Raw genomic sequence first — 13,312 nt, 5'->3', positions numbered from 1 at the left:
CTGACAGATTTTAGCTGCAAGCTGCAAGTTAGAAGAGCGAGTTTCAATTTTGACTCGTGTGTTTATTGGGGATTTTGGGGAGTTCAGCTGGTGAAGAGATCTCCTATAAAAGCATTCGGAGATGACGGAGGGGTGTGGTGAGTTTGCTGTGCGGATTTACGGTTCTATGGCGCTATGGTTCTGAGGTTTTGTGGTCGATTTCCGTCGTCCTCGAGTGCTTCTATCGAGGACCTAAATAGCTCAGCAGTTGGAGAGGTCTCCGATAAAACACTTCGGAGACGACGGTGGGGTGAAGTTGAGCTTTTATGCTTTCTTCTCGTCGTCCTCGAGTGCTTCTATCGAGGACCTAAATAGTTCCGAAGTTGAAAAGGTCTTCGATAAAACACTTCGAAGACGACGGTGGGTTAGAAACGATGGTGTGCTAGGTACGACGAAAGGTTAAGTTGAGATTTTATGCTTTCAGCTCGTCGTCCTCGAGTGCTTCTATCGAGGACCTAAATAGTTCCGAAGTTGAAGAGGTCTTCGATAAAACACTTCGAAGACGACGGTTGGTTAGAGACGACGGTGGGTTAAGTTGAGATTTTACGCTATCAGCTCGTCCTCCTCGAGTGCTTCTATCGAGGACCTAAATAGTTCCGAAGTTGAAAAGGTCTTCGATAAAACACTTCGAAGACGACGGTGGGTTTTAGACGACGTTGGATCAGAGTCGACGGTGTGGTTGGAGATAACACCTGCATCTTTTTAGTTCGTTCTCGTGTTTATCCTCAATCAAGTAGTCACGTCTTAACGCTTAGAGGTGAACTACTCAACTACCAATAGTAATACCATTGAGCTTTCTGGTGAATCTTCTCTTAAATTTCCCCATAACCTCAATAATGAATACCAATCACCCGATTGCATGATTAATGTGATCAAACCGAATTAATGCTGACTGTAACTGCTCATTACGGTATGTAACAGTATGTTTCTATGCGCATTTCTGCAAGTTTTCAAACGTTACTTAATGTTAGATCCAGATCACTTGTATGATTTATTCATCAGTATTTGACGAGGTATTCGTCACATTTAAGCCTTATTGTAGTACAAGTGAGCGGTTGTTCTGGTTAGACTTTTCGCACTTACACAAAGAAATCAATCTCACAAAGGTCTACAAATGGAACTCAATACAGTTATTGTTGGTGTCTATTTCCTATTCTTGATTGCAATAGGATGGATGTTCAGAACGTTTACAAGTACAACAAGTGATTACTTCCGCGGGGGCGGTAGTATGCTGTGGTGGATGGTAGGTGCAACTGCCTTCATGACTCAGTTCAGTGCTTGGACATTTACCGGTGCAGCTGGTAAAGCGTACGCAGATGGTTTCGCGGTAGCGGTAATCTTCCTTGCAAACGCATTTGGTTACCTAATGAACTACCTATACTTCGCTCCTAAGTTCCGTCAACTACGTGTTGTTACGGTAATCCAGGCGATTCGTATGCGTTTTGGTTCTTTCAACGAGCAAGTATTTACTTGGTCTGGTATGCCAAACAGCGTTATCTCTGCAGGTATCTGGCTAAACGGTCTAGCAATCATTGCTTCAGGCATCTTCGGTTTCGACATGACAACGACTATCGTTCTTACGGGTCTTGTTGTACTAGTAATGTCTGTAACGGGTGGTTCTTGGGCGGTAATCGCATCTGACTTTATGCAGATGGTTATCATCATGGCTGTAACAGTAACGTGTGCGGTTGTTGCTGTCATTCAAGGTGGCGGTGTTGGTGAAATAATCGCTAACTTCCCGACTGACGAAGGCGCTTCTTTCGTTTCGGGTAACGACCTTAACTACCTAAGCATCTTCGGTATCTGGGCATTCTTCATCTTCGTGAAGCAGTTCTCTATCACGAACAACATGCTTAACTCTTACCGTTACCTTGCGGCTAAAGATTCTAAGAATGCTAAGAAAGCAGCACTTCTTGCTTGTGTTCTAATGACTATGGGTCCAATGATTTGGTTCATGCCTTCTTGGTTCATTGCAGGTCAAGGTGTTGATCTAGCAGCTATCTACCCAGAAGCTGGTTCTAAAGCAGGTGACTTCGCTTACCTATACTTTGTAGAAGAATTCATGCCAGCAGGTATGGTTGGTCTTCTAATTGCAGCAATGTTCGCAGCAACAATGTCTTCAATGGACTCAGGCCTAAACCGTAACTCAGGTATCTTTGTTAAGAACTTCTACGAGCCGATTTGTCGTCCAAACGCAACTGAAAAAGAGCTAGTAGTAGTATCTAAATTGACGTCTACCTTCTTCGGTATCGCAATTATCCTTGTAGCACTATTCATTAACTCGCTAAAAGGTCTAAGCTTATTCGATACGATGATGTATGTAGGTGCTCTAATCGGTTTCCCAATGACCATTCCAGCATTCTGTGGCTTCTTCATTAAGAAGACTCCAGACTGGGCAGGTTGGGGTACGCTAGTAGTAGGTGCTATTGTTTCTTACTACGTAGGCTTTGTAATTACAGCTGATATGGTTGCTAACTGGTTTAACCTTGAGCCTCTTACTGGTCGTGAGTGGTCAGATCTTAAGGTTGCTATCGGTCTTATCGGTCACCTAGTGTTTACAGCAGGTTTCTTCTGCCTAACTACACTGTTCTACAAGCCACTTACAGCTGAGCGTCAAGCGGACGTAGATAAGTTCTTCGAGAACCTAGACACTCCACTAGTTGCTGAGTCTAACGAACAGAAAGTACTGGATAACAAACAGCGTCGTATGCTTGGTTCACTTATCGCAGTTGCAGGTGTTGGTGTAATGCTAATGTTCTTGCTGCCTAACCCACTATGGGGACGCATGATCTTCGTATTGTGTGGTGTGATTGTTCTAAGTGTAGGTCTACTACTTGTTAAAGCCGTAGATGACACAGTCGAAGAACTGCGTGAACAAACCGCTGAATAATAGAGTTTCATAATTATTTAATGCGGGCCTTTTTAGCCCGCATTTTTTGCTTTGCAATCCCTAAAAAGAAGAGACAAAACATGAAAAAAACTGCCATTGCCTTAGCTGCTACGTTAGCTTTGTCTGGATGTAGCCTTTTCAACAACTCTCAACCAGAAGAGCCTATGACCGTTGCGGATGTAAACCGCAGCATGCTTTTAGAAAGTGATCGTTTAACGGTTATTGAAAAAGCGTCTATGGAAGATGCCTATAAAGGTGAAGTTGATGCACTTCGTGAGAAGATCCTCAACGCCAAAAACGGTGACGTGATTGAAATCGAACCAGGCAAGTATCGCAACCTTGGTCAACTGACTATTGAAGCGAACAACGTAACGATTAAAGCGAGAAAGGCAGGTACTGCTTGGATCACTGGCCTTGTTCAGTTTGAACTGAACGGTGATGGCATTACTTTAGATGGATTGGTATTTACTGAAGGCGGTCCAAACGAGCGCTTTGGTGGCGTACGTATGATGGGTGACCGAATCACGCTGAAGAATTCAACATTCTACTACTTCAATGATGATTACCCATATGAACCAGACGAGCGCCGCTCAGAGTATCCAAAGTACCTTTGGGTTTCTCTATGGGGTAAAGATGGTCAAGTGATCAATAACCGTTTTGAAGGCAAGCAAAAACGCGGTACTTTGATCGGTGTTCAAAAAAATGAAACGCCTGATAACCACATTATCAAGCACAACATTTTCTTGGACCAAAAACCAAACCAATTCAATGAGTTCGACATTAAAGAAGCGATCCGCTACAACGGCAACAGCTGGGAAGCGATTCGAATTGGTGACTCTAAAGCATCACAATGGCCATCAAACAGCCAGTTTGTTGAGAACCTAATGATTAACATGGACGGTGAGCGTGAGCTTATCTCCATTAAATCAGGTGGCAACATTATTGGCGGCAACACTATTTTTGAAAGCACAGCATTGATTTCTCTTCGCCACGGTAAAGCCAACGTCGTTGAAGACAACGTAATTCTAGGCAATGGCAAGCGTCTCACTGGCGGCATGCGTATCTATGATGAAGACCATGTAATCCGTAATAACTACATTGCTAACACTCGTGGCCGTGATGGCCTGATTGAAGGCAATGCGGATCTTCGTGGTGGTATTGTTATCAATACTGGCATTATTGATGTAGCGAATGGCGAAGAGCTTGACCAATCTGTGAAAGGCAAAGAGCTAAATAAGCAGTGGACTCCAAAGAACATCGCGATTGAAAACAACACTTTAGTTGATACAGAGTGGGGCATTGTCTATGGCAACCAGACTCACCGTGTAAGCCTGTTCGACAACAAAGAAGTGGAAAATATCTTTGGTGGTGTAGATGTACACTTTAGCAAGAACCTTGTAGACAACTCTGCTAATCCTGAGTTTGTTGCTGTTCGCGCTACTGCTGACTTCCCACTTGATGCTGCAACTTATGCCGATGAAGTGTACGTTGGTCAAGTGACAGAAGCGGAGCAAGTTTCTAACTACTCTACTGAATTGCCAGTAATCACAAACGTGAATGGCTTTGAATCTGCAGAAAACGTCGGTGCTGATGCTTCTAAACTGAAGATCATCACCGCTGAGGTTGCAGGACCAGACTACGTAATCCAATAAAAAATAACAACGTAGATGGCTAGGTAAAACAAAGGCGAGCATTGCTCGCCTTTTTCTTTGGAGTTAACTTAGTGACTGCTTATGCCGGCATCTTGCCGCTATCTTGTTGGTTCTTGCATCGATTTAGCTGATCTCTAACGATTTGTTTGTATACCTTGATAAGCTCGAACGACATGAAGCTAGTGTCGAGATAGAGCAACGGTGCAGAGATAGCTTCACCCTTGGTAAGATCGTGCATTGAGTCTGCTAGACGAGCGATGGCTTCATCCAGAGTATATTGATTACTAAAACCCTGATCTTGAAAACGCTTCGCTTTATTCAATAAATTGCTAGCGCGTCCTACCAACAACTTTGGATTTCGTAATCCGTTTTGAACCACCGAACTGATACAGATTCGATATTGTGTTAACGCATCCACAGTATCCATCAGTGTTTGCCATTGTTCGTTGTAGCGCGTCATTGATAATTCTTGCCCCTTGAGACTTCTGAGCACAGCGCAATCACAACAAAAGAACAATAAACGTATCGTTTGTCCGTGAACGACGAGTCGCTTTGATAGTGATTGTTCATCACTGGTTTGGCTTAAGGCTTCTAGACGCATACTTAAGATGTGCCGCTCAGGTCGACTGCCTAGGTAGCTGTAGTTACTGACTTTGTTACTCAGGGAAAACAGCGTCGATTTAACTTCGGCAAACGCCTCTTGATCTATCTCTTCACCTGTCATTTCCTCGTAGACAAACGAACGATGAAGTCGCACCGCATCTATTGCATCAAACACAAACTTAACGGCTTGTTGCCCTTGGGTGATAGGGGATTCAAAGGGCGAAGAGAGCGCGTTAGTGAGTCCTGCTCGATTGATCAGTAGCATGTTGCTTGATATGTCCATAATCACATCCTTATTTATGAAGACATTAATCGTATTTAATCAAGCAACTATGATGCCAATGTCTAAGTAATTGATTTTAATGGAATATCTTGTTTGTGTGCTGAATGTTTGTGCTTTTATCTTGTGCAGTTAGCACCAATTAGGTGCACTAGCATACAGGCTTATACAAGTAAAAATTCGCCTTGTTGTTTTAGCGAATAAAGTGGCACAAGTGCTTGAATCTACTAAGGTGTTTACAGGTAATCACAAAGTTGAAGAGTCACTATGCACGAAGATTGGGCTGCGCTGGGTATTGCTACTGTAGGTATTGTTGGGCTTGGGTGCCAATGGTTAGCATGGCGTCTAAAGTTGCCTGCTATTTTGTTTTTACTTGTAGCGGGTATTATTGCCGGTCCCATCATGGGGTGGCTACAGCCTCAAGTGGTTTTAGGCGAACATTTCTTTGCCCTGGTATCACTGGCAGTTGCGGTGATTCTTTTTGAGGGGAGTTTGACCCTAAAGTTCTCCGATATAAAGGGCGTCAGCAATACCGTTTGGAGCATTGTCTCTATTGGAGCTCTGGTGTCTTGGGCGGTCACGAGTATCGCTACACACTATTTATTGGGCTTTGAATGGTCACTGGCACTGCTGTTTGGTAGCTTGACGGTGGTAACTGGTCCTACAGTGATAGTACCCTTGCTTAGAACGGTCAGACCTACCGCGCGCTTATCCAATATTCTTCGCTGGGAGGGCATCTTAATTGATCCCCTTGGCGCGCTGTTTGTGGTCATGGTGTATGAGTTCATCATCTCAAGCAGTTCAGCGCAAAGCTTTGAAGTGTTTGGGTTTATCTTAGTGATTGGCTTTGGTATTGGGGTTGCTGCGGGCGCCGGTGTGGCCGAAGTGCTCAGGCGAGGTTGGTTACCAGAGTATCTACAACCTTTTGGCGTGTTAACCATTGTTCTTGCGGTGTTTGCCGGTTCAAACCATCTAGAGTCTGAATCTGGGCTTTTGACCGTGACGGTCATGGGTATGTGGCTGGCCAATGCTAGAGACGTGAATATTCAAAGCATTCTGCACTTTAAAGAAAACCTAACGATCATGTTTATTACGGGCTTGTTTATCATACTCGCGGCTCGCATTGACCTTGAAGACTTCCAAGCCCTTGGTTGGAGCGCTGTCGCTTTGTTCGTCGTCATCCAACTTGTTTCTCGTCCTTTATCTATCTTTTCTTCTACATTACGCAGTAGTCTAGGCTTCAAAGAGAAGGTCTTTCTGGCTTGGGTAGCACCTAGGGGTATTGTTGCCGCTTCCATTTCCGCTCTTTTTGCGATCAAGCTATACAATATTGGTATGGAAGAAGCTAAATTATTGGTTCCTTTGGTATTTATGGTGATCATTGGCACCGTAGTTTTGCAAAGCTTTTCAGCTAAACCCATGGCGAAACTATTAGGTGTAGCAGAGACGGCTCCACGTGGTTTCTTGATCGTAGGTGCTAATGATGTCGCACGCGCTGTCGCACTGGCCCTGTCTAAGTACGACTTAAGGGTTGTAGTGACAGACTCTAACTGGGATTACATTAGTCAGGCGAAAATGGCAGGTTTAGAGTATTACTATGGCAATCCCACATCGAGTCATGCTGATGAATACCTTGACCTGATCGGGGTTGGGCATGTGGTGGCTATGAGCCCTGATAAACATTTTAATATCATGGCGTGTATGCAGTATCTGTCAGACTTTGGTGTGAATCGAGTGTTCTGTCTAAGGGATACAAAAAATACTAATGGTGATAAACACATTGTGGGTAAAAAGTCCTTTGGACAAACGCTATTTGCTGGGCAGCATAGCTTCAAAAAGCTCGCGAGCTTGATCAACCAAGGAGCGGAAGTGAAGCATACTAAGCTGAGTGATAGCTTTACTTATCAAGACTACCTAAAACAATATAGTGAGAGCCTTATCCAACCTTTGTTTGTGGTCACAGCTCAGCAACGAGTGCATATGGTTGGCGATGAAAGCGAGTTTGCCCCACAATCTGGTGAAACGGTGGTTTCATTAATTAAAAAGCAATGGGTAGGTGAAGATAGGCGAGGAGATAGAGCCTAGCTTTAACCGTATCAATTCAAAGCCTCGTTTAACATGAGGCTTTGAATTGCCTATCTTATTTATGCCTCTCAAACACTACATCCCAAACGGGAATCATTATGGAGATATTTATCCATAATGATTGGAAGTATTGGCTCTTTTTAAAGTGTGATGAACCTCCTATTATGCTCGCCATCGACAACGCTTATGAGGAATTTCATTATGTCGCACCCAATCATCAAAGATCTAAACAGCCGTTACACAGCAAAGAAATACGATACAAACAAACGCATTTCAGCTGAAGATATGGAAGTGATCAAAGAAGCAATCCGTTTATCAGCTTCTTCTATCAACTCACAGCCTTGGAAGTTTATTGTGATTGAGAGTGATGCGGCTAAGCAGCGTTTTCATGACACTTTTGCCAACATGCACCAATTTAACCAGCCACACGCTAAAGAAGCGTCGCACGTTATCTTGTTCGCTCACAACCCGAACTACACAAAAGATGACTACCGCAAAGTTGTCGATGTAGAAGTTAGCTCTGGCCACCTACCAGCCGACATGTACGACAACATGCTAAACGGTGCTTACGGTTTTGCTGAGCTAAACACTGACGAGAGCGGCTTCAACGGCAACTGGACTAAGGCTCAAACCTACATTGCTGTTGGTAACACGCTGCACGTTCTAGCTCGCATGGGCATCGCATCGACTCCGATGGAAGGTGTTGACCCTGACCTTATCGGTGAAGCATTTGCAGAAGAGCTAAACGGTTTCCAGTGTGATTTCGCACTCGCTATCGGTTACCACCTAGAAGGTGAAGACTACAACTACGGCAAGCCAAAAGCGCGCCTAGCAACAGAAGACGTTATTACTGTTGTTTAATGTTAACTCATTGAATTGAATAGAAAGGCTGGGTGAGAACCTGGCCTTTTTTGTTATCAGCTGTTAGTTTTTAGCCGCAAGCCGCAAGCCGCAAGCCGCAAGCCGCAAGCCGCAAGCCGCAAGTTGGCTACCTTTGTTATGTCGAGGTTTCCATCACCGTCATCTTCGAGGTCTTTTATCGAGGATCTTGGATGGTTCAGAGCTAAAAGTCTCACGAAGAAAGCTAAATCGATGTTAACGCTAGGCCACTTCCATAATGATGTTGTAGGTTGTTTACTAGCCTGTACATTCCTGACAACGTTTACTCCCAAGTCGCACCCACGCCGTCATCCTCGAAGTCTTTTATCGAGGATCTTGGGTAGTTCGGAGTCTGAAAATTCCCCTTCAATACTGAAGCGATGTTAACGCTAGACCACTTCCATAACGATGTTTTGGTTGCTTAGCCAGCATAGGTAATCCTAGATCTCCGATAAGAGCACTCGGAGATGACGGTTTAGAGGCCAATGTTGAGCTTGTGTACTTCAGTCATGCCCGAAGTGTGTTATTGGGCATCTAGTGTGCTGATACTTACCATAGCATTCAATAGATCTTCGATAGGAGCACTCGAAGATGACCGTGTTGAATTCAGCGATACCCACAACGAACAACGTCATGCCCGAAGTGTGTTATCGGGCATCTAGTGTGCTGAATACTTGCCAAAATACTTAATAGATCTTCGATAGGAGCACTCGACGATGACAGTGTTGAGCTCAGTGATACCCTTACCGAACTGCGTCATGCCCGAAGTGTGTTATCGGGCATCTAAAACCCAGCAGAAAACGGCCTTAATCAACATAAACCTTCATATTCGGATTGCGTGCAAACTCAAAGATAATCTCAATATCTTCCTTCATCGTCCGTCCCTTAGAAAGCTCTGGCAGTTCATCAATAGCAAAGAAACCAATCTCAGATATTTCGATGTTAATGGTGGGTTCACCTGACTCTAACTCACACAAGAAAAACATTTTGTAAATATGGAACGGATAAGGAGGAGTGTAGGGATGCACCGCTCTGTCTTTTATTGCGACGAGCTTAGGGTTAGAAACCACATACCCAGACTCTTCGAAAACTTCCCGGATAACCCCTTGTGTTGGGGTTTCACACACATCGCCCCAACCACCGGGCAGAGTCCAGCAATTGTCTTCACGCTCACGAACCAGAAGGATTTTCCCGTCCTTAATAACACCAGCTCGAACGTCAATCTTCGGTGTCGGGTATCCGCTTTCTGCAATAAAGAGATTCGCCACTTTCTCTACTGGTTGGTCACTAAGTTCAGCAAACATTTTATGTGAGATATCAGCCACTTGATCGAAGCGTTCTAGGTCAAACTTATCGATGGAATAGGTCTTTCCTGCTTGGCTTATTGCTTGTAATTGTTTAGCCCATTCTAGCCATTGACTCATGTTGATTCCTTTGCCGCTTCAATTAAACAATCATAGAAGGCGGATGCGGCAGGAGAGAGGCCTCTAAGATGATTTCTAAGTACGATGGAGAACTGACTACTAAAGTGCCACTGTTCTGGCTTCAATGCTGTGAATTGGTCTCGATAATCATGGTTTTCTATAAGGTGAGTAGGAAGAAAACTAATGTGCGTTCCGGCAAGGGTGAGCATTAAGCCTGATTCCACATGCCAGCCGTCAATAAGCTTTAGGTTTTGATATTGGCTAACATCGAGTAAGGAATACATGGTATCTGCGGCATAGCCTCCGACATTGATTCTCTGTGATTCTAGAGAATAGTTGTTGTTGCGTATGGTTTCGGCAAGATCCTTGCGAGCATATAAACAGCTTTCTTCAGTGAAAATCGGTTCTACATGAGGGTAAGAATAGGTTTGATGATCGTCGAGAACTACAATCATCATATCCAGCTGATTTTTTGCTAGTTTCTCGTTGAGAACGGTGAAATCGGCAATCTCGAGGGTAAGCTCAACATCGTCACTGAGTTTGTAATAGGCTTCGATGGCTTTTGATAAAGGGTTGGAAGAAAGAGATACGGTATTGTCTAAACAGCCTACACGTACATGGCCGATTAACTTAGACTGAACGCCCTTGAGTTTAGCAGCGTAGTCTGACAGCAAGCTATTGATCTCATTTGCATAATTATATACTTTGCATCCCTCGTCTGTTAACACAAATCCACTTCTTCCGCGGTTGCAAAGCACCACTCCGAGGCTTTTTTCTAGGGTGATGAGTTCCTTGCTGAGCACTGGCTGACTGAGGCCTGTGGTTAAGGTGGCATTGCTGATCCCACCCTGCTCAACGATCTCGGAAAAAAGTTCTAACCGACGCAGGTCTCGCTTGTCTAATTTTTCTATATTAATCGACATAAAAGCAATACATAATAATTTTCGAATGTTTAGATTCAATAATATGTATTTATTTACATGTAACAAGGTGCTAACTTTTTTTATGTGACCAATATGGATAAATATGTAGGAGAGACGGATGTCTGCAAAACCTAAGTCAAAGATTGACGATTTCGAATTAGAGCCAGTGCCTGAGAAAGCCAAGCGTTCTTGGTGGGTAATTAGCCTAATTTGGCTGGCTATTGGTATTGATATTTCAGGCTTGTTCCTAGGCGCGATCTTGAGTGAAGGCATGGCCATCAACGATGCCTTGCTAGCAACCTTTATTGGTTCGACCATTCTTGCTGTGTTGGCCATGCTCTGTGCAAACATTGGCTTTCAATCAGGTGTATCTACTCCGCTAGTGAGTAGCGCCGTGTTCGGCCGCAATGGCGGTAAATTATTAGGTCTTATAACAGGTGTTTCTTTAGTTGGCTGGTTCGCTTTTCAGGCCGATTTCTTTGCGTTAATTCTGGTTGAGGCTCTTGCCAAATATAATATAGACGTATCGCATTTCGCCGCCTTAGTGGGAGGTGGAGCCTTGATGATGGCCACCGCTATCTATGGTGTGCGCGCTCTTGGTAAGCTTTCAACTTACTCTGTACCGCTAATGGTTGGTTTGATTACCCTTGGTCTTATTATGGCTTCAGGCTCACAATCTGGTGGTGAGAGAGAACTTATCGCACCTATGTCTATGGGCGAGGCAATTTCCTTTGTTATGTCTATCTGGATCTTGGCGGCTATTGCGTCTCCAGATATTGCTCGCTACGCAAAGACTCGTAAAGATGCCATTCTTGGCGCAGGCTTTGGTTTCTTGCTAGGTAACAGTGCGACGATCGTGGTTGCGCTTCTGCTTACTCAAATGACAGGTACCGATAACCTTGTTGAAGTCTTCTTTACCATTGGACTTGGCATGGTCGCGATTACCATTCTGGTATTTGCGCAATGGACAACCAACAGCAGTAACTTAGTCTCCGGTGCATTGGGTATGTCGGTTGCACTTCCTCGTGTACCGCGCCCAGTATGGGTTGTCTTGATGACCATTATCGGTCTCGCGATTGCTCAATTTGGCATGGTAGATAAATTCACGGCATTCTTGACCTTACTAGGCGTGACAATCGCTCCATCTGCTGGTGTGTATCTAGCGCAGTATTACTTCATCAACAAACAAGACTTTACCTTTGAAGCGATTCAAAACGTGCCTTCATGGAAGATCAACGGCTTGCTAGCTTGGGCATTTGGTAGTGCGATTAGTGCGTGTACCGCTGGTGAGTTCTTCAACTTGTTCTCTATTACTACTATCTCGGCGATTGATGGCATTTTGGCTTCATTTGTGGCTTACATGGTGTTGGTAAAAGTAACGTCTATGGGAAAGAACAAGGAGACGGTTCGTGATTATTAATGAGCAAATGATTGACGATATTGCTCTAGGCGCGACAGTGCTTGGCACTGGTGGGGGCGGTGACCCTTACAGTGGTGCATTAATGGCAAAGGCTGCGATTGCGCAGTCCGATAAACCCGTCGAGATTATTTCTTTAGAAGAAGTGGACGACAACTGCATGACGGTCCCTTCTTCCATGATTGGGGCACCAACCGTTGCTATAGAGAAGATCAACTCTAAAGACCAAATGCTGGTGGCGTTTGAAGCCATGGAAAAGGCTTTGGATGAAGAGATTGCCGTAACCTTTCCCATTGAAGTGGGCGGCTTTAACTCTCTGATCCCAATTTTGGTCGCAGCGCAAAAAGGCATTCCAGTGGTAGATTGCGATGCCATGGGGCGCGCGTTTCCAGAATCACAGATGGTGACCTTTTATCTTGATGGCTTGCCATCTGCGCCTAACACGTTAGCCGATGAGAAGGGTAACGTAGTAACAATACACCCATTAGATGGTGTTTGGTCAGAGCGTTTTGCTCGCCCAATTACTGAAGAAATGGGCGGCTCTGCGGCAATGTGTGACTATCCAATGCGCGGCTTTAACCTAAAGAAAAGCGCTTTGCCAGGAACACTGACAAAGGCGATGCAAATTGGCAAAGCGATCCGCAAAGCTAATGCTGAAGGAGAAAGTGCCGTAGATGCAGTGCTGGATATTGTCGGTGGTCAGCGCATTGTCACCGGTAAGATCCTCGATATTCATCGCACTACTGCGGGCGGTTTTGTTACCGGTGGAGTGGTCATTGAAAAACTGCAATACAGTGACAATGACCATCAGCCGAAGTCAGTGTTTGTGCATTTCCAGAATGAATTGCTACTTGCGCACAAGGGAAGCTCTGCCGATGAACTAAGCCAGGAGAACTTGCTGGCGACAACGCCAGATTTGATCTCCATCTTAGATCATGAAACAGGACACCCTATTACTACCGAGCAGTTGCACTACGGGCAACGTGTCGACTTAATTGCTTATCCTTGCGATCCAAAATGGCGCACAGACAAAGGCATTGAAGTAGCTGGGCCAAATTACTTTGGCTACGCGGTAGATTATCAAACAATAGAAACCTTGCTGGAATCAGGTGGTAACTAG

At 44.6% G+C, this 13,312-nt stretch carries 9 protein-coding genes; 6 read left to right on the top strand and 3 right to left on the bottom strand.

Going from position 1 to position 13,312, the window contains the following annotated elements:
* Window positions 1–1,153: 1,153 nt before the first annotated feature.
* Together OCU35_RS16700 and OCU35_RS16695 are read left to right on the top strand one after the other, a co-directional pair.
* Window positions 1,154–2,929: a sodium:solute symporter family transporter gene (locus OCU35_RS16700; RefSeq protein ID WP_017032105.1), complete on the top strand. Its 1,776-nt coding sequence runs from the start codon at window positions 1,154–1,156 to the stop codon at window positions 2,927–2,929.
* 80 nt (window positions 2,930–3,009) lie between these two features.
* Window positions 3,010–4,581 (top strand): polysaccharide lyase 6 family protein, encoded by a 1,572-nt coding sequence (locus OCU35_RS16695; RefSeq protein WP_017032106.1) that lies wholly within the window; start codon window positions 3,010–3,012, stop codon window positions 4,579–4,581.
* A gap of 79 nt (window positions 4,582–4,660) precedes the next feature.
* Here the strand turns inward: OCU35_RS16695 and OCU35_RS16690 are convergent, their stop codons facing one another.
* Complete coding sequence (locus tag OCU35_RS16690; protein WP_261825986.1) at window positions 4,661–5,467, bottom strand: hypothetical protein; 807 nt, start codon at window positions 5,465–5,467, stop codon at window positions 4,661–4,663.
* A gap of 264 nt (window positions 5,468–5,731) precedes the next feature.
* Between OCU35_RS16690 and OCU35_RS16685 the strand changes: the two genes are divergently transcribed.
* Both OCU35_RS16685 and OCU35_RS16680 read left to right on the top strand, forming a co-directional pair.
* On the top strand, window positions 5,732–7,549 hold the full coding sequence (locus OCU35_RS16685) for a cation:proton antiporter (RefSeq protein ID WP_261825985.1): 1,818 nt from the start codon (window positions 5,732–5,734) through the stop codon (window positions 7,547–7,549).
* Between the two features lie 201 nt (window positions 7,550–7,750).
* Window positions 7,751–8,410: an NAD(P)H-dependent oxidoreductase gene (locus OCU35_RS16680; protein WP_261825984.1), complete on the top strand. Its 660-nt coding sequence runs from the start codon at window positions 7,751–7,753 to the stop codon at window positions 8,408–8,410.
* An 824-nt stretch (window positions 8,411–9,234) separates the two neighbouring features.
* Here OCU35_RS16680 and OCU35_RS16675 read toward each other — a convergent pair.
* Both OCU35_RS16675 and OCU35_RS16670 read right to left on the bottom strand, forming a co-directional pair.
* Window positions 9,235–9,852 carry an NUDIX hydrolase gene (locus tag OCU35_RS16675; protein ID WP_261825983.1) on the bottom strand — a complete coding sequence of 206 codons (618 nt, stop codon included), beginning with the start codon at window positions 9,850–9,852 and terminating at the stop codon, window positions 9,235–9,237.
* Window positions 9,849–10,775, bottom strand: a complete 927-nt coding sequence (locus tag OCU35_RS16670; protein WP_261825982.1) for a LysR family transcriptional regulator — start codon at window positions 10,773–10,775, stop codon at window positions 9,849–9,851. Before OCU35_RS16670 ends, OCU35_RS16675 begins: the two co-directional genes overlap by 4 nt.
* Before the next feature lie 118 nt (window positions 10,776–10,893).
* Here OCU35_RS16670 and OCU35_RS16665 point away from each other — a divergent pair, with 118 nt between their 5' ends.
* The gene (locus OCU35_RS16665; RefSeq protein WP_065599824.1) at window positions 10,894–12,195 is read left to right on the top strand and encodes a cytosine permease; all 1,302 of its coding nucleotides are present in this window, start codon (window positions 10,894–10,896) and stop codon (window positions 12,193–12,195) included.
* Window positions 12,185–13,312: a DUF917 domain-containing protein gene (locus OCU35_RS16660; protein WP_261825981.1), complete on the top strand. Its 1,128-nt coding sequence runs from the start codon at window positions 12,185–12,187 to the stop codon at window positions 13,310–13,312. The genes OCU35_RS16665 and OCU35_RS16660 overlap by 11 nt, the downstream gene beginning before the upstream one ends.

The sequence above is a fragment of the Vibrio breoganii genome (assembly GCF_024346795.1).
Taxonomy (GTDB): Bacteria; Pseudomonadota; Gammaproteobacteria; order Enterobacterales; family Vibrionaceae; genus Vibrio; species Vibrio breoganii.
This window is presented reverse-complemented; position numbering and strand designations above follow the sequence as displayed.

Coding starts and splice junctions, on each gene's coding strand:
- OCU35_RS16700 (WP_017032105.1), top strand. CDS start 1,154: ATGGAACTCAATACAGTTATTGTTGGTGTCTATTTCCTATTCTTGATT.
- OCU35_RS16695 (WP_017032106.1), top strand. CDS start 3,010: ATGAAAAAAACTGCCATTGCCTTAGCTGCTACGTTAGCTTTGTCTGGA.
- OCU35_RS16690 (WP_261825986.1), bottom strand. CDS start 5,467: ATGGACATATCAAGCAACATGCTACTGATCAATCGAGCAGGACTCACT.
- OCU35_RS16685 (WP_261825985.1), top strand. CDS start 5,732: ATGCACGAAGATTGGGCTGCGCTGGGTATTGCTACTGTAGGTATTGTT.
- OCU35_RS16680 (WP_261825984.1), top strand. CDS start 7,751: ATGTCGCACCCAATCATCAAAGATCTAAACAGCCGTTACACAGCAAAG.
- OCU35_RS16675 (WP_261825983.1), bottom strand. CDS start 9,852: ATGAGTCAATGGCTAGAATGGGCTAAACAATTACAAGCAATAAGCCAA.
- OCU35_RS16670 (WP_261825982.1), bottom strand. CDS start 10,775: ATGTCGATTAATATAGAAAAATTAGACAAGCGAGACCTGCGTCGGTTA.
- OCU35_RS16665 (WP_065599824.1), top strand. CDS start 10,894: ATGTCTGCAAAACCTAAGTCAAAGATTGACGATTTCGAATTAGAGCCA.